The organism is Enterobacter sp. kpr-6 (assembly GCF_900116015.1).
Taxonomy (GTDB): Bacteria; Pseudomonadota; Gammaproteobacteria; order Enterobacterales; family Enterobacteriaceae; genus Enterobacter_D.
In genome coordinates, this window is the sequence record NZ_FOYH01000002.1 from 351,807 (window position 1) to 369,268 (window position 17,462).

Genomic DNA, 17,462 nt, shown 5'->3' on the forward strand with positions numbered 1-17,462 from the left:
TGGTGGGTCGTGCAGGATTCGAACCTGCGACCAATTGATTAAAAGTCAACTGCTCTACCAACTGAGCTAACGACCCACTTTTTTGCAGCTTTCGGGATGGTTGATATCCCTTGGCAACGGCGGCATATATTACTGATTTAAGAATTCAGCGCAACTAAAATTTCGATATAGATCACTTAACTGCTTATCATTCATGCGACAAGACCAGAAATACATCGATTTCTGGTCGAGCAGCATTCATTACATCGCACTGAGTCGTTTTTGCGCCTGTTTTGCGCCTTCGGTGCCGGGATATTTGCTAATCACCTGCTGATAAACTGCTTTGGCTTTCGCACTGTCCCCTTTGTCCTGCATGATGACGCCGACCTTGAACATCGCATCCGGCGCTTTAGGTGATTTCGGGTAATTTTTTACCACGGAGGCAAAATAGAACGCCGCATCATCCTTTTTCCCCTTGTTGTAATTCAACTGTCCCAGCCAGTAATTGGCATTTGGCTGGTAAGTAGAATCAGGGTACTTCTTGATAAAGCTCGCAAAAGCATTAATCGCTTCATCCTGACGGGATTTATCCTGCACCAACGCAATTGCCGCATTGTAATCGGTATTTGCATCACCGCTTTGCACAGGTGCCGCCGGAGCCTGAGCCCCCGCGTCCGGCGTGGCGGTAGCGTCGCCGCTTTGATCGCCTGCTGCAGGTTGCGCCGCAGCCGCTCCCCCGCTTCCCAGACTATCAATCTGAAGCAGGATTTGCTTCTGACGTTCGACAACCTGATTAAGCTGGTACTGGCTTTCCTGAATCTGACCACGCAAAGAATCAATATCTGCCTGGTTATCAGTAAGCTGCTGCTGGAGTTGAGTTAAAAGCTGGCTGTGAGCGTTAGAAATACGCTCAAGTTGAGTGACGCGGTCTTCGACCGAGCCTGAGCCGACACTACTGATTGGCGCCTGAGCAAAAGCGGCCCAGGGGGCCGCTATGCCAACCAGTAACGACAGACTCAACAGATGATGTCTGAAGTTACTGCTCATGCAATTCTCTTAGTAAACCAGTACGGCGCGACGGTTTTTAGCGTAAGCTGATTCGTCGTGACCCAGTACGGCAGGTTTTTCTTTACCGTAAGAAACGATAGAGATCTGGTCAGCAGTAACGCCTTTACCTTGCAGGTACATTTTAACAGCGTTAGCACGACGCTCACCCAGGGAGATGTTGTATTCCGGGGTACCACGTTCGTCAGCGTGACCTTCTACGGTGACTTTGTAAGACGGGTTGCTACGCAGGAAGTTAGCGTGAGCATCCAGCATCGCAGCGAAGTCAGAACGGATATCGAATTTGTCCAGATCGAAGTAAACGATGTTGTTCTGCTGCAGCTGTTGCATCTGCAGACGTGCCTGCTCTTCAGAAGACATGTTGCCGCTGCCATTCGCATCCATACCAGTGCCGGCACCCAGCATGCCTTCGCTGCCGTCATTGCTGGCGTTCTTGTTAGAAGAACATGCCGCAATTGCCATAACAGGCAGAGCAATCATCAGCCCTTTCAGCACTTTGTTCAGTTGCATTTCTTTGATTCCTTTATTAATCAATTATTTATTATCACAGATACGGCGACCAGGCAGGTGATTTTACCTGTCCGTCGGTTGCCGGAAGACGCGCTTTGAAACGCCCATCTGTAGAAACCAGGTTCAGCACGGATCCCATCCCCTGAGAAGAGCTGTAGATAACCATAGTGCCGTTAGGTGCCAGACTTGGCGTTTCATCCAGGAACGTTGACGACAGAACTTGTGTGCCACCCGCTACCAGATCTTGTTTGGCAATGTGCTGCTGACCACCATTGGAGGACACCATTACCATAAATTTACCGTCAGAGCTGACGTCAGCATCCTGGTTCTGAGAACCTTCCCAGGAAATACGCTGCGCTGCACCGCCGTTGATGTTCACTTTGTACACCTGAGGACGACCCGCCTGATCGGAAGTAAACGCCAGGTTCTGGCTATCAGGGAACCAGGTAGGTTCGGTGTTATTGCTACGTCCGTCGGTCACCTGACGCATTTGACCCGAGCCCAGATCCATCACATAGATATGCAGGCTACCGGTTTTAGACAGGGCAAATGCCAGCTTCGTACCATCAGGAGAGAACGCCGGTGCCCCGTTGTGACGCGGGAAGGACGCAATCTGACGCGTTGCGGTGCTGGCCAGGTTCTGTACGACCAGCGCTGAACGACCGCTTTCGAAGGTGACGTAAGCCAGTTGGTTACCATCCGGCGACCAGGCAGGAGACATCAGCGGCTGCGGTGATTTGTGTACGACAAACTGGTTGTAGCCATCGTAATCAGAAACGCGGATTTCATACGGGAACTGGCCACCGTTGGTCTGTACCACATAGGCCAGACGCGTACGGAACGCCCCTTTAATACCGGTCAGTTTTTCGAAGACTTCATCACTGGCGGTGTGAGCGCCAAGGCGCAACCACTGTTTGGTCACTTTAAAGGTGTTCTGTGACAGTACGGTACCAGGTGCCGCACCCGTGTCAACGAGCTGATACGCGACGCTGTAGCTGCCGTCCGGGTTAGGTGAAACCTGGCCGACGACGACTGCATCAATACCCAGCGCAGACCAGGCAGCAGGCTGAACTTCCTGTGCGGAGTTCGGCTGCTGCGGCAGGCGCTGTTTGTCTAATGGGTTAAACTTACCGCTGTTACGTAAGTCAGCGGCAACGATACCACCGATATCTTCAGGCGCAGCGCCCGGGCCTGCCCAATGGAACGGAACGACACCAATCGGGCGCGCCGAATCCACCCCCTGGGTGATTTCAATGCGCACTTCTGCATGCAGCACCGCTGCCCACAGCACAAGAAAACCAAACACTACACGTAATGCCTGCTTCATCATATCTCCCTTATCCGGGCTGAAAACCCACGATAATTTAGCAGAAGGTTAACAAACTCAAATAGTCAAAACTACCCAAACGCTGTCACAACAGTAGACTGTATTTCCCCACTTTTGCAGGGAACTTGTTACAGTTTAAAGTCCAGTTTGGCATCTTTTACTTGTTCGTAAACAGCCTTGCTGGGCGGTTTAGGAATTTTAGCCGTTTTTGCCGCCGTCAATGCGGCCTGGCAAAGAGCAGGATCGCCCCCCTCTTCCGAGATATCCAGCAGCAAACCATCCGGTGCGAGCTTAATGTGCAGCACACAGGATTTACCGGCATAGAGGTCAGCACCATATAAGCGGCTCTCAATTGCCACTTTAATCTGGCTAGCATAAGCACTGATATCAGCGCCAGATGCTCCGCCATTCGCACCGCTTGTACCACTATCTTTAGACGGTTGCCCGCTTCCTTTCACTCCACCACCTGCTTTCGGCGCATTCTTACCGTCGCTTAAGTCGCCGAAAAGATCATCGACGTCAGAGGCAGCGGCTTTTTCCGCAGCGGCTTTTTTGGCGGCAGCCGCTTTCGCAGCGGCGGCTTTATCAGCAGCGGCTTTCTTATCAGCCGCAGCTTTGTCGGCGGCAGCTTTCTTATCTGCAGCAGCCTTCTCAGCGGCAGCGGCTTTGGCAGCAGCCGCTTTTTCAGCCGCGGCTTTCTCGGCTGCAGCAGCTTTTGCGGCGGCGGCTTTTTCGGCGGCAGCGGCTTTTTTCGCAGCCTCAGCCTGGGCTTTCTTCTCAGCGTCCTGTTGGGCTTTTTTCGCCGCTTCCGCTTCCGCTTTTTTCGCAGCATCAGCGGCAGCTTTTGCGGCTTCAGCTTCTGCTTTCTTCGCGGCAGCGGCAGCCAGTTTCGCTGCGTCGGCTTCTGCTTTTTTCGCGGCGTCAGCGGCGGCTTTTGCCTGAGCATCTGCCTGCGCTTTGGCATCAGCGGCAGCTTTCGCCGCAGCTTCTTCAGCCTGTTTCTGCTGCTCCTGCGCTTTCTTCGCGGCTTCTTCCGCCTGCTTCTGCGCTTCGGCCTGTTCGCGGGCGTTTTCCTGCGCCTGCAAACGCTCTTTCTCCAGCTGCTTCAGACGCTCCTGCTCTGCGGCCTGCTTCTCACGAAGCTCTTCCGCCTGCTGTTGCGCCTGTTTTTCTCGCTGTTCTTCTGCGCGTTTAGCGCTAGCCTGCTGGGCCTGCTCACGGTTGTACTGTTGTACCACCGCGCCAGGATCAACCATGACCGCCTCAATGGACGAACCACCGCCGCCGCCAGAAGCGTCTATATGCTCATCGAACGAACTCCAGATCAGTGCTGCAAATAATATTACATGCAGCACGGCTGAAATAATTATCGCTCGTTTAAGCTTGTCGTTTTGCTCGGTTGCCTTTGACACTCTCGGTTCCCAAAAACTGTGTGCCTGTTAAACAGATGATTAAATAGGCTGCGTCATTAAGCCAACCGACTTCACACCTGCGCTGTGTAACAGGTTCAGCGCTTTAATTATTTCATCGTACGGCACGTCTTTCGCGCCACCGATTAAGAAGACCGTTTTCGGGTTGGACTGCAAGCGACGCTGCGCTTCTGCAACGACCTGCTCAGGAGGCAGTTGATCCTGACGATCTTTTTCAACCACCACGCTGTACTGTCCAACGCCGGAAACTTCAATAATGACCGGAGGATCATCATTGGTGCTCACGCTTTGTGAGTCTGTCGCATCCGGCAAATCAACCTCCACGCTCTGGGTGATGATCGGTGCTGTTGCCATAAATATGAGCAACAGCACGAGCAGCACGTCAAGCAGAGGTACGATGTTGATTTCGGACTTTAGTTCGCGACGACCTCGTCCATGCTTTCTGGCCATGGTTTACCCCTTGTTGCTCTCGCTGCTGGTAAACGCCTGACGGTGCAGAATCGCGGTGAACTCTTCCATAAAGTTGTCGTAATTCAGTTCCAGTTTATTAACGCGCTGGTTCAGACGGTTATACGCCATTACCGCCGGGATCGCCGCGAACAAACCGATAGCCGTTGCGATAAGCGCTTCCGCGATGCCTGGTGCAACCATTTGCAGCGTGGCCTGTTTCACCGCGCCAAGTGCGATAAAGGCATGCATGATCCCCCAGACGGTACCAAACAGACCAATATACGGGCTGATGGAGCCCACAGTGCCGAGGAAAGGAATGTGCGTTTCCAGTGTTTCCAGTTCGCGGTTCATGGAGATGCGCATTGCACGGGAAGCCCCTTCAACAACGGCTTCCGGCGCATGATTATTAGCGCGGTGTAAACGGGCAAACTCTTTGAATCCGCTGTAGAAAATTTGCTCCGAGCCGGTTAGCGTTTCACGGCGTCCCTGGCTTTCCTGATACAGGCGGGAGAGTTCAATGCCGGACCAGAATTTATCTTCAAAGGTTTCTGCCTCACGCCCCGCCGCGTTAAGAATACGCGTACGTTGAATAATGATGGCCCAGGATGCGATTGAAAAACCAATCAAAATCAACATGATAAGTTTGACCAGAAGGCTAGCCTTCAGGAACAAATCAAGGATGTTCATGTCAGTCACTGCTTAAACTCCGCGACAATAGACTTGGGAAGCGCACGAGGCTTCATTAAGAGTGGATCAACGCAAACAATCAGTACTTCAGCTTCGTTCAGCACGATGTTTTCTGCATTGACGATCCGCTGCGTGAAAACCAGAGAGGTTCCGCGCATTGATGTAATTTCCGTTTGGACTTCGAGCATATCGTCGAGTCTGGCGGGGGCAAAATAATCCAGCGTCATTTTACGCACCACAAAAGCGACCCGTTCTGCCAACAAAACCTGCTGGCTAAAGTGATGATGACGCAGCATTTCTGTGCGAGCTCGTTCATAAAATGCGACGTAGCTGGCATGGTAAACCACCCCACCGGCATCCGTATCTTCGTAATAAACCCGAACCGGCCATCTAAACAGCGTTGTATTCACTTTACATCCCGGTAATGCAAGAAAGGTTAGAGCTTTAAAACGTTGCTACTATACGCGCGGGGAAGGTGCTTTGGAATGGGTTCAGGTAAACGGAGAGTAAAAATTTATGGGCTTTTGCAAGCCCATATCGTTAACGGACAGTTCTTATTCAAAAGAAGAAATAAAATAGCGCGGTCGCCAGCACAATGTCGGCGATCAGCGGGCAAAATACGCCCTGCCAGTGAATCGCTTTAGGCCGGAATCCTACGCCGTGGATCACGCCTGCACAGACGGCCCACATCATCAGAAAACCGTGCCAGATTTCAAACTCGCTGGTCTTCGCCGCAAAGCGGGTGGGATCCCAGAACATGCAGCCGGCGAGCAGTAATGCCATCACTAAGGAAAGGGCCCGAAGCGGGCCCTTATCCATTACCGCATACATCTTAGCGATAATGGCGTTCATTAGTGTTCTTCTTTACCGGCTTTAGTTGCTTCAACATGCTCGAACGCCAGCGCGGTGATGATGCCAAATGCACAGGCAAGAAGCGTTCCTAAAATCCATGCGAAATACCACATTGTTTGCTCCTTACTTAGTACAGAGAATGAGTGTTGCTTTCGATGTCTTGTTTGGTGATGCGTCCAAACATCTTCCAGTAACACCAGGTGGTGTAGAGAAGAATAATCGGCACAAACACCAGAGCAACATAAGTCATCAGGTTCAGCGTCATCTGGCTGGAGGTCGCATCCCACACGGTCAGGCTCGCATTCATCATTGTGCTGGACGGCATAATGAACGGGAACATGGCGATACCAGCGGTCAGAATGATGCACGCCAGTGTCAGTGAAGAGAAGACGAACGCAAACGCCGGTTTCTCTAAACGAGACATCAGGGTGGTCACCAGCGGCAGCACAACGCCCAGCGCCGGGATCAGCCACAGAATCGGGGTGTTGTTAAAGTTAACCATCCAGGCACCCGCCTGAAGCGCCACTTCTTTGCTCAGCGGATTAGACGCCGCGTGGTGGTCAATCACAGACGTCACCACATAGCCATCAATACCGTAGACCACCCAGACGCCTGCCAGCGCGAAGCACACCATCGTGACCAGCGCGGCAATCTGCGCGGTGCTGCGCGAACGCAGATGCAGTTCACCAGCGGTACGCATTTGCAGGTAAGTCGCGCCCTGGGTGATGATCATTGCCACGCTGACAATACCGGCCAGCAGACCAAACGGGTTCAGCAACTGGAAGAAGTTACCGGTGTAGAACAGACGCATGTACTCATCCATGTGGAAAGGTACGCCCTGCAACAGGTTACCGAACGCCACACCGATGACCAGCGGCGGCACAAAGCTACCGATGAAAATGCCCCAGTCCCACATGTTGCGCCAGCGGTTGTCTTCAATCTTCGAGCGGTAATCAAACCCGACCGGACGGAAGAACAATGACGCCAGCACCAGGATCATCGCCACATAGAAGCCGGAGAACGCAGCCGCGTAGACCATCGGCCAGGCCGCGAACAGCGCGCCGCCTGCGGTGATGAGCCACACCTGGTTACCGTCCCAGTGCGGGGCGATGGTGTTAATCATCACACGACGCTCTGTGTCGCTGCGACCCAGCACGCGGGTTAACATCCCCACGCCCATGTCGAACCCGTCGGTGACCGCAAAACCGATCAGCAGAATGCCAACCAGCAGCCACCAGATAAAACGTAATACTTCATAATCGATCATTTAATGACTCCTGTCTTAACGTGCTGGCTGAGAAGACACGGTAGACTGCTCATAGCGTTCTGACTGAGACGGTACATTAGACTGCTCATAGTGATAGCGACCCGTCTTCAGGCTGCTCGGCCCAAGGCGAGCAAATTTGAACATCAGGAACACTTCCGCCACCATAAACAGCGTATACAGACCGCAAATCAGAATCATCGAGAACAGCAGATCGCCAACGGTTAATGATGAGTTAGCCACCGCGGTCGGCAGCACTTCACCAATCGCCCACGGTTGACGGCCATATTCAGCCACAAACCAACCGGCTTCGATCGCAATCCACGGCAACGGCATACCGTACAGCGCAGCGCGCAACAGCCAGGATTTCGACCCAATGCGGTTACGGCAAACGGTCCAGAAGGACGCCCCGATAATCAGCAGCATCAGGATGCCGCTACCCACCATGATACGGAAGGCGAAGTACAGCGGCGCAACACGCGGGATAGAATCTTTGGTCGCCTGTTGGATCTGCTCTTCAGTCGCATCAGTCACGTTCGGGGTGTAGCGTTTGAGCAGCATCCCGTAGCCGAGATCTTTCTTCATGCTGTTGAACTGGTCGCGTACGCTCTGATCGGCCGTACCCGCACGCAGTTCTTCTAACAGCTGATACGCTTTCATACCGTTACGGATACGCTCTTCATGCTGCACCATCAGGTCTTTCAGACCGATAACCGGGGTGTCAACAGAACGCGTGGCGATGATGCCCAGTGCGTAAGGGATCTGAATGGCGAAATTGTTTTCTTGCGTATCCTGGTCAGGAAGACCAAATAGGGTGAACGCGGCCGGAGCCGGTTGCGTTTCCCACTCGGCTTCAATCGCTGCCAGTTTGGTTTTTTGCACGTCGCCCATTTCGTAGCCGGATTCGTCACCCAGTACGATAACAGACAGAATTGCCGCCATGCCGAAGCTGGCTGCAATAGCAAAGGAGCGTTTAGCAAAGGCGACATCGCGACCGCGCAGCAGGTAGTAGGCGCTGATACCCAGAATGAACATCGCACCACAGGTGTAACCGGAGGCCACAGTGTGAACGAATTTCACCTGTGCAACAGGGTTAAGCACCAGCTCGGAGAAGCTCACCATTTCCATACGCATGGTTTCGTAGTTGAAATCCGAAGCGATCGGGTTTTGCATCCAGCCGTTAGCAACAAGGATCCACAATGCAGAAAGGTTCGAGCCGAGCGCCACCAGCCAGGTAACGGCCATATGCTGCACTTTGCTCAAACGATCCCAACCGAAGAAGAACAGACCTACAAAGGTGGATTCGAGGAAGAAGGCCATCAGACCTTCAATGGCCAGCGGCGCACCGAAAATATCACCCACATAGTGAGAGTAATAAGACCAGTTAGTCCCGAACTGGAACTCCATGGTCAGACCGGTCGCCACACCCAGCGCAAAGTTGATACCAAACAACTTGCCCCAGAATTTGGTCATATCTTTATAAATCTGTTTGCCGGAAAGGACGTAGACCGTTTCCATAATGGCCAGCAGGAACGCCATACCCAGCGTCAGCGGCACAAAAAGGAAGTGGTACATCGCGGTCAAGGCAAACTGCAAGCGCGACAGTTCGACTATATCTAACATTATGACTCCTTGCTCATCGCATGAAGACTCCGGGAGTAAACCTCGTTAGCGAAGGTTCACACACATGCCCCAAAACAAATGATTCTGACTTTTCTTTGTTAGTGCGGTTATGAATAACAGTAACGTGGCAAAGTAAAGTTACAGATACGTTAATAAAACCCTAAATTGATCTCGCAGTATATTACGCCGCAATTCCCTTACAATAAACAGGTTTTTATTGAACCTCTTTTACGTTTTTCGACAGGGATCAATTTATGAGCATTGTACGACTTTTTGACCAATTTGATCGCGAACAATTTAACGCTTTTTATGGTCTTTTTCCACGAATTAAATATTGATTTAAATCAATTTTCTCAAGTTATGTTAATTTTGTATCCGCATGGTCGCGATGGTAAAAATTATGTTAACAGCTTGTATTAACTATGGTCCTGATAGTTAATATGCCCGCATTAAATATTCATTAAGGTGATTTTATTTAACCCGGCTGGCGTATGAATTTACAAAAGTGTTTTAAAAATAAAGGAAGCAAGCGCAATGACAGCATGAAAAAAAAGCGGCGGCAGTGATTATTATCACAAATAATTCACTTTTGAATTTAAACCTTTTAACACTGAAATTTATTCAGAAAGTAAAAAGCCACGCGAACGTGGCTTAAGGTAAATCTAATAAGGTTATTTAAATGTAACGCACAGGGTTTGTGACTGGCATGGCCGTAACATTCCCGATCGGTTTTTTTCCGCCGTTAGTCGTTGTTCATCCATACCCACTTCCGTAACCTCAGTCAGCCGGTTAAACGTCACCGTGGCATCACAGGCAGAGGCGAGCGACGGGTTGAACAGACGCACAATCAGCGCATCCTTATCCTCCGCCTTTTTCAGAACGCTGAGCGGGCAACTCGCCGGGGATATCGTCAACAGGCTGTAGCGCAGCGGTGTGGTGATCGCCGCCGGATTCAGTTTCATCGCATTCCACGGAATTTTGTTATAGCACTGCACCGGCGTCAGCCAGCTCCGGGCCTGTTGCGCCACCCCTGCCCCTTCCGGTGTTCCGCTAAACGCAAACAGACTAAAGCGGCAGGAGCACTTGCCACGCATCTGCGAATCCGGCACCGGCATTTTAATGCCCGACGGCCTGCCGGGACGCAGGAGCAGATCTTCTTTACCCAGCACGCCCACACCGCGCAGCAGCGTCAGGGCGAAGGTTTTCTCTTTCTCACCGATGATTTCAAATTCGCGCAGCCCTTCGGTGAACAGTGCCATGCCGTGCCGTCCCTCCTGCAATGCCGCATAGTTAAGCAGATTCCACACCGGCACCGGCGCTTCCTTCCAGCCCTCTTCCTGCCAGCCTGCCATGGCGCTGTCACGCACCGGACGCGTAATCGCGCCAAACTGGGTATCCGCCAGCACCTCATCGGTAACAAACGGCGTGGGAATGCGCACCCGCACGCGATGGTCGTCGGCCTGATTATCCAGCCGCACCTCAATATCGATGCGGCGACTGTGGTGCGCCAGCGTGATTTCCATCTCTACGCCAAGCGTGCCGCTGGTTTTCCCCGCCGCCCGTTCCGCCAGGTCGCGCGGCACCGCGAGGCGGTAGCGGATCAGCGCCCTGCTCTGCCAGGCCTCGTGGATTATTTCCCGGGACGGTGTTACCCCGGCGGAGGTGAGCACCCACTCCTCACGCGCCGGAGAGTAATCATACTCGTCGCCGTCGTCCGAACCCTCTTCCAGCTCCAGCACCCGGTCATAGATCAGTCCGCGCTCTTTATCCCGCAGCCGCAGCGTGCCGTCATGATTGATATCAATCTGCCAGAAAGCGTTCTCCAGCCCGTTTTGCGTGGCGTTCACCGCCTGCTGTTGGCCTGCCACGCCCGGCTCGATAAACAGCGTGCTGAAGCCCATCGCGGGTAGCGTCTGATTAAGCTGGATATCGTATTCCATAAACGGCTCGTAATTGCCATAGTGCACAATCTGGCGGTCAATCAGACCCGGATCGATTTCCCGCTGACTGCGGATGAAAAACGGCACGTCACGCCCTTCGCCGTCGCACACGCGAAACTGGCTGGCGCGCAGCCGCACGGTGGTATTTACCACCTCTTCACGGGGAAACGGCATCAGGTTAAAAAGCACCAGCTTATCCGCCTCGCTGTGCGGCATGTTGTCGGTGATTTTGCGCAGATAAAAACGCGTCAGATTGTCGGCCATGTCCTCCGCCAGCGCAAAGCGCGACATAATTTCCCGGTGGACCTGATCGCTACAGCAGCAGCCGATGCTGTCGTGGGCGTGATTTTTTAAGATCTCCTTCCACATTTTTTCCAGCAGGCCGTGGTGGTACTCAAAGCCCAGCGTCCAGGCGATAGCGGCCAGCGGCTCCAGCAGGTTAACTATTTTATTCTCGATGCGGGCATGGGCGATTTTGATATCCATCCGCGTAGACCCGATGGTGCGGTGCACGCGCATATATTTACCGTCAATGAACTCGCCTTTTAGCGTGGCGAGCTTCCCGCGCTGCGCCTCGATGCGCTCAAAGACCTCTTCAAAGCGGCTCATGAGAAACTCGCGCTGCGGGTAGATTTTGCGCAGCATCGCCATCACCGCAAAAATATTTTGCTGGAGCGGCATCTGGTCATGGCCATTGGGCAGCAAAATGTCTCCGGTGAGCGAGGCTTTTTCCAGCACGGTAAAATAGTCATCAAGGCGCTTACGCAGCCCCGCCTCGTCCTCCGGTAAGTACTTACCAATCGCGTAGCCCAGCGGCAGCACCTGCGCGGTCACTTCGCTGCCATCTGTGCTTTGCCAGAGAAATTCGGTTTTGTTAGTGCCATGACGCTCAGAACAGCCGCGCCAGAACATCGTGCGGGTGATGCCAAAACCGTTATAGATGTGCGGCAGTTGCGCCGACATGCCGAACGAATCCGGCAGATAGCCGATTTTCATCGGCTCGCCAAAGGCCAGGCAATCGCGCATACCGTACAGCAAATTACGCACGATCGATTCGCCCGCCACGATGGTGGTATCGGTCTGGGTATACCAGGGGCCGATAATCAGTTTTCCGGCGGCAACCAGCGCTTTTACACGCGGTCTGCTTTCCGGCTTCACCGCAAAATAATCCTCCAGTACCGCCGTCTGGCCGTCGAGCACGTAATATTTGTAATCGGCGTCCTGCTCAAGGCGCGTCAGGATCTCTTCCATATTGTTGACCAGCAAAATGCGCGACTCTTCGGTGGTGAAATACCACTCCCGATCCCAGTGCATATGCGGCGTGATGTGAACACGGGATACAGCTTTCATCGTCGTTTCCTCATCGTTACGGTAAAAGGGTTTCGATAACGTATTTGCCTTTTTTCACGGCAACACCACGCCAGAGGATCAATATGCAGGTGGAAATGGCCGTGCCAATTAACGCCGCGCCAAACCAGCTACCCGCCGCCAGCAGGCCGCCGAGTCCGTTATCGTGCAGTAAAAAGAGGGAGAAAATCCCCGCGCCCGGCGTCGACAGACCAATGCCCGCCGCGCCAACGAGGGCCCCCGTGACCAGCGAGCCAAGCACAAAAGAGCCAATCACCCGCAGCGGATCTTCAATCGCCATGGGAATCGCGCCCTCTGTGATCCCCGCCAGCCCCAGCAGCCAGGTTGATTTGCCGGTTTCGATTTCAAACTCTTTGAAGTAGCGCGGCGCGATCAGCGTCGAGGCGGTGACGGTAAAAGCCGAGACCATTTTGACCGAGGCGAAAATGGCGTAAGGGCCGTAAACGCCGTTAGCCATCGCGCCGAGACAAAACGCATAGGCGGCTTTATTCACCGGGCCGCCCAGATCAAACGAACACATAAAACCGAGAATTGCGCCGAGCAGCAGCGCATTCGCGCCGGACAGACCGTTAAGCCACGCTGTCAGGCTGTTGTTGATCCACGCCACCGGTTCACCCACCACAAACAGCATCAGACTGCCCGCGCCGAGCGTGCCGATGACCGGGTAGAGGTAAAAGGTCAGAAAACCGTTAAACCGGCTGCTCAAACGCAGATGACTTTTTACCCAGCGCATCAGATACCCGGCGATTAACCCGCCCGCAATTGCCCCCAGAAAGCCGGAACCAATCATGTTAGCGGCAAGACCCGCCGCAAAACCGGGGGCCAGCGCGGGTTTATCCGCCAGCGAATACGCGGTGTAGGCCGCCAGCACCGGCACCATCAGCGTGCCGAGCATCCCGCCGCCCAGTTTGCGGTAGAGCCACAGCCAGGAGTTTTCCATATCAAACAGATGCTGAAGGCCGAAAATTTGCGCCAGCAGCACCGCGACCGCCAGCACCGTGCCCCCGGCGACAATCAGCGGCACGGCAAAAGAAATGCCGCTTAACAGCGCCTGTTTTAATTCGGCTTTAACGCTTTTGGGCGCATCTTCCTGACTCTGTGCCGCGCGTTCGGCGGTCACCGGCGGCAGCGCCAGCGCACGGGTGATCAAACTTTCCGCATGACGAAGCGGTTCCGCCACCGGAACACGCAGCGTGGGCAGGCCCGCAAAACGGTCGGCGTCTTTAATCGCCACGTCGGCGGCAAAGATACAGGCCCGGGCACGGTGAAGCTGTTCGGCGGTTAAACGCCCTTCAATGCCATTCGCGCCCTGCTTTTCCACTGCCACCTGCACACCGAGTTTTTGCCCGGCTTTTTCTAAGTATTCCGCCGCCATGTAAGTATGCGCGATGCCCGCAGGACAGGCGGTGACACAGACGACCAGCGGCGCGTCGGCGGCCAGTTCCGTCTGGTGACCCATCCGGTCACCCGCGAGGATCGCCAGCAGCGCGTCGGGGGTTTCTGCCGCCATCACCGCCGCCCGCACGCTATCGTCGACCAGCGCAGAGGTAAGTTCCGTCAGCAACTGCATATGCGTGGAACCGGCCTCGGCGTGCGGGATCGCCAGTAAAAAGATCAGCGAGACCGCTTCCGGGCCATCCACGCCCTGCCAGCTTAACGGCTCGCGTAAGGTCGCCACCGCAAACGCCGCCTCGTTTACCGCCGATGATTTGCCGTGCGGCACCGCCAGCCCTTCACCGAGCGCGGTGGGGCCAGCAGCTTCCCGGTCATACACGTCCTGTAAAAAAATCTCGATATCACTCAGCTTGCCCTGCGCCTTCAGCCGTTCCGCCAGCGCACGAATGGCATCAGTGCGGCTGGTAAAACAGGTCTGAATCAGGCAGGCATCCGGGTGGGTTAACGCCGTCAGCTTCATCACGTCCTCACAGTGTCAGTCAATTTACAGCGCATTGTGCCTGACGGAGTAATACCATTACGTGATCAATTTCACTTATAGCGATTATTTGTATTTGATTTGTATTATTTACAATGGCGCTGTGACGGGCATAATCGGCTTAATTTGTGTGATACAAACGCAGGCCGCTATGACCAATAAACCGATGTACCGCCAGATAGCCGACACCCTCCGCCTGCAAGTGCAGAGTGGTGAACTCAAACCCGGCGACGCGCTGCCCACCGAATCCGCATTACAGGCGCAGTTTGGCGTCAGCCGCGTCACCGTGCGCCAGGCGTTAAAACAGCTCACTGCCGAAGCCATTATCGAAAGCATCCAGGGCAGCGGCTCATATGTGAAAGCGGAGCGGGTGAATTACGACATTTATCAGCTCACCAGCTTTTATGAAAAACTGGCCGATCGTGAAGTCGAGACGCACAGCGAGGTGCAGGTTTTTGAGGTGATCAGTGCCGATGAAACGCTGGCCGAACGACTGGCGCTGAAAGCGGATGACAAAGCCTGGCATGTGAAGCGGATACGCTTTATCAAACAAAAAGCGGTGACGCTGGAAGAAACCTGGATGCCGCTGGCGCTGTTTCCCGATCTCACCTGGGAAGTGATGGAAAATTCCAAATACCAGTTTATCGAGCAGGTCAAAAAGATGGTGATCGATCGCAGCGAACAGGAAATTGTCCCGGTGATGCCGGGCGCAGAAGTGATCGCCGCCCTGGCAGTCGATCCGGCGCAGCCGGTGCTGGAGAAAATCTCACGCGGATTTTTGCAGGATGGTCGGGTGTTTGAGTACAGCCGCAACACCTTTCGCAGCGACGACTATAAATTCACCCTCGTGGCGAAACGACGCCATTAAAAAAGGCCATCGTATGATGGCCAACCATGTCAAGACTCATTTATTATTGCGCCCCTTTCAGGGCGCAGTACTTATTTAATGATGCTTTTCAGCGCTTCGCCGATGTCTGCCAGGCTGCGAACGGTTTTCACGCCTGCGGCTTCAAGGGCAGCGAATTTCTCATCCGCCGTGCCTTTACCACCCGCGATGATTGCGCCCGCATGACCCATACGTTTGCCTTTCGGCGCGGTCACACCTGCGATGTAACCCACAACCGGCTTGGTGACGTGCTCTTTGATGTACGCCGCCGCTTCTTCTTCCGCGCTGCCGCCGATCTCACCGATCATTACGATCGCTTCGGTCTGCGGATCTTCCTGGAACAGTTTCAGGATGTCGATGAAGTTGGAGCCAGGGATCGGGTCCCCGCCGATGCCCACACAGGTGGACTGGCCGAAGCCGTAATCGGTGGTCTGCTTAACCGCTTCATAGGTCAGCGTACCGGAGCGGGAAACGATGCCCACTTTGCCCGGCTGGTGAATGTGGCCCGGCATGATGCCGATTTTGCATTCGCCCGGGGTGATCACACCTGGGCAGTTCGGGCCGATCATGCGCACGCCCGCTTCGTCGAGCTTCACTTTCACAGTCAGCATATCCAGCGTCGGGATGCCTTCGGTGATGGTGATAATCAGCTTAATGCCCGCGTCAATCGCTTCCAGAATGGAGTCTTTGCAGAACGGAGCCGGAACGTAAATCACGGTTGCCGTCGCGCCCGTCGCTTCCACGGCTTCGCGCACGGTGTTGAATACCGGCAGGCCGAGATGGGTGGTGCCGCCTTTGCCCGGCGTTACGCCGCCGACCATTTGCGTACCGTAGGCGATCGCCTGCTCAGAGTGGAACGTCCCCTGACTGCCGGTGAAACCCTGGCAGATCACTTTGGTGTTTTTATCGATTAAAACAGACATTATTTCCCCTCCACTGCGGCAACAACCTGCTGTGCTGCGTCCGTCAGACTTTTCGCTGCAATAATATTCAGGCCGCTATCAGCCAGTTTCTTCGCGCCCAGCTCGGCGTTGTTCCCTTCCAGACGCACCACTACCGGCACGTTAACACCCACTTCTTCCACAGCACCGATAATGCCGTCAGCGATCAGGTCGCAACGTACGATACCGCCGAAAATGTTCACCAGTACGGCTTTCACATTGTCGTCAGAGAGGATGATTTTGAACGCTTCGGTTACGCGCTCTTTGGTCGCGCCGCCGCCCACGTCAAGGAAGTTTGCCGGTTCGCCGCCATGCAGCTTAACGATGTCCATGGTGCCCATTGCCAGGCCCGCACCGTTAACCATGCAGCCGATATTACCATCGAGCGCCACGTAGTTCAGTTCCCACTGTGCCGCCTGAGCTTCACGCGGATCTTCTTGAGACTGATCGCGCATCTCACGCAGATCCGGCTGGCGGAACAGCGCGTTGCCATCAGCGCCCAGTTTGCCGTCGAGACAAATCAGATCGCCCTGTTTGGTGATGACCAGCGGGTTGATTTCAATCAGCGCCAGATCGCGCTCAAGGAAAATGTTCGCGAGGCCCATAAAGATTTTGGTGAACTGCTGAACCTGTTTACCTTCCAGCCCCAGTTTGAACGCCAGTTCGCGACCCTGGTACGGCATCGGGCCTGCCAGCGGATCGAGCGCCACTTTGTGGATCAGGTGCGGGGTTTCTTCCGCCACTTTCTCGATTTCCACGCCGCCTTCGGTGGAGGCCATGAATACAACGCGACGGGAGCTACGATCGACGACCGCGCCCAGGTACAGCTCTTTATCGATATCGGTCGCGGATTCGACCAGAATCTGATTTACCGGCTGACCGTTTGCGTCCGTCTGGTAGGTCACCAGGCGCTTACCAAGCCAGTGTTCTGCAAAGGCGCGAATTTCTTCTTTGCTGTTAACCACTTTCACGCCGCCTGCTTTACCACGGCCACCCGCGTGTACCTGACATTTCACTACCCACGGGCCAGCACCAATTTTGGATGCCGCTTCTTCAGCTTCGCGCGGGGTGTTACAGGCGTAACCTACCGGCGCTGGCAAACCATAGCGGGCAAACAATTGTTTGGCCTGATATTCATGTAAGTTCATGTGTTCTATCCATCCTTCAGGTAATCGTTAGGTCATGCTTTTGTAGGCCCGGCAAACTG

The 17,462-nt window shown here is 54.1% G+C and carries 16 protein-coding genes and 1 tRNA gene; 1 reads left to right on the plus strand and 16 read right to left on the minus strand.

The window, feature by feature from the left end; translation table 11 throughout:
- From BM373_RS06375 to mngA, 14 genes are all read right to left on the minus strand, one after another.
- Positions 1-76, minus strand: a tRNA-Lys gene (locus tag BM373_RS06375).
- Between the two features lie 164 nt (positions 77-240).
- Entirely contained in the window at positions 241-1,026 is a 786-nt protein-coding gene (cpoB, locus tag BM373_RS06380; protein WP_090460598.1) for a cell division protein CpoB, read from the minus strand.
- 9 nt (positions 1,027-1,035) lie between these two features.
- The gene (gene pal / locus BM373_RS06385) at positions 1,036-1,554 is read right to left on the minus strand and encodes a peptidoglycan-associated lipoprotein Pal (protein WP_090460599.1); all 519 of its coding nucleotides are present in this window, start codon (positions 1,552-1,554) and stop codon (positions 1,036-1,038) included.
- Positions 1,555-1,588: 34 nt separating this feature from the next.
- A complete protein-coding gene (gene tolB / locus BM373_RS06390) occupies positions 1,589-2,881 on the minus strand; it encodes a Tol-Pal system beta propeller repeat protein TolB (RefSeq protein WP_090460600.1) in 1,293 nt (430 codons plus the stop codon).
- Between the two features lie 128 nt (positions 2,882-3,009).
- Positions 3,010-4,293, minus strand: a complete 1,284-nt coding sequence (gene tolA, locus BM373_RS06395; protein WP_090460601.1) for a cell envelope integrity protein TolA — start codon at positions 4,291-4,293, stop codon at positions 3,010-3,012.
- 39 nt (positions 4,294-4,332) lie between these two features.
- Positions 4,333-4,761, minus strand: coding sequence for a colicin uptake protein TolR (gene tolR, locus BM373_RS06400; RefSeq protein WP_090460602.1), 429 nt, complete (start codon positions 4,759-4,761; stop codon positions 4,333-4,335).
- A 3-nt stretch (positions 4,762-4,764) separates the two neighbouring features.
- Positions 4,765-5,457 carry a Tol-Pal system protein TolQ gene (gene tolQ, locus BM373_RS06405; protein ID WP_090460603.1) on the minus strand — a complete coding sequence of 231 codons (693 nt, stop codon included), beginning with the start codon at positions 5,455-5,457 and terminating at the stop codon, positions 4,765-4,767.
- Positions 5,454-5,858 (minus strand): tol-pal system-associated acyl-CoA thioesterase, encoded by a 405-nt coding sequence (gene ybgC / locus BM373_RS06410; RefSeq protein WP_090460604.1) that lies wholly within the window; start codon positions 5,856-5,858, stop codon positions 5,454-5,456. The genes tolQ and ybgC overlap by 4 nt, the downstream gene beginning before the upstream one ends.
- 148 nt (positions 5,859-6,006) lie before the next feature.
- Positions 6,007-6,300, minus strand: a complete 294-nt coding sequence (ybgE, locus tag BM373_RS06415; RefSeq protein ID WP_090460605.1) for a cyd operon protein YbgE — start codon at positions 6,298-6,300, stop codon at positions 6,007-6,009.
- Positions 6,300-6,413: a cytochrome bd-I oxidase subunit CydX gene (gene cydX / locus BM373_RS06420; protein WP_090460606.1), complete on the minus strand. Its 114-nt coding sequence runs from the start codon at positions 6,411-6,413 to the stop codon at positions 6,300-6,302. The genes ybgE and cydX overlap by 1 nt, the downstream gene beginning before the upstream one ends.
- 14 nt (positions 6,414-6,427) lie before the next feature.
- Entirely contained in the window at positions 6,428-7,567 is a 1,140-nt protein-coding gene (cydB, locus tag BM373_RS06425) for a cytochrome d ubiquinol oxidase subunit II (protein WP_090460607.1), read from the minus strand.
- 15 nt (positions 7,568-7,582) lie between these two features.
- Complete coding sequence (gene cydA, locus BM373_RS06430) at positions 7,583-9,187, minus strand: cytochrome ubiquinol oxidase subunit I (RefSeq protein ID WP_090460608.1); 1,605 nt, start codon at positions 9,185-9,187, stop codon at positions 7,583-7,585.
- A gap of 671 nt (positions 9,188-9,858) precedes the next feature.
- Complete coding sequence (gene mngB / locus BM373_RS06435) at positions 9,859-12,477, minus strand: mannosylglycerate hydrolase (RefSeq protein WP_090460609.1); 2,619 nt, start codon at positions 12,475-12,477, stop codon at positions 9,859-9,861.
- Positions 12,478-12,493: 16 nt separating this feature from the next.
- Positions 12,494-14,410, minus strand: coding sequence for a PTS 2-O-a-mannosyl-D-glycerate transporter subunit IIABC (mngA, locus tag BM373_RS06440; protein WP_090460610.1), 1,917 nt, complete (start codon positions 14,408-14,410; stop codon positions 12,494-12,496).
- A gap of 169 nt (positions 14,411-14,579) precedes the next feature.
- On the opposite strand from mngA, the gene BM373_RS06445 reads away from it, so the two are divergent.
- Positions 14,580-15,296: a GntR family transcriptional regulator gene (locus tag BM373_RS06445; protein WP_090460611.1), complete on the plus strand. Its 717-nt coding sequence runs from the start codon at positions 14,580-14,582 to the stop codon at positions 15,294-15,296.
- 71 nt (positions 15,297-15,367) lie between these two features.
- On the opposite strand, the gene sucD is transcribed toward BM373_RS06445, so the two are convergent.
- Both sucD and sucC read right to left on the minus strand, forming a co-directional pair.
- Positions 15,368-16,237 carry a succinate--CoA ligase subunit alpha gene (sucD, locus tag BM373_RS06450; RefSeq protein WP_090460612.1) on the minus strand — a complete coding sequence of 290 codons (870 nt, stop codon included), beginning with the start codon at positions 16,235-16,237 and terminating at the stop codon, positions 15,368-15,370.
- Positions 16,237-17,403: an ADP-forming succinate--CoA ligase subunit beta gene (gene sucC, locus BM373_RS06455; protein WP_090460613.1), complete on the minus strand. Its 1,167-nt coding sequence runs from the start codon at positions 17,401-17,403 to the stop codon at positions 16,237-16,239. The genes sucD and sucC overlap by 1 nt, the downstream gene beginning before the upstream one ends.
- Positions 17,404-17,462: the final 59 nt, after the last annotated feature.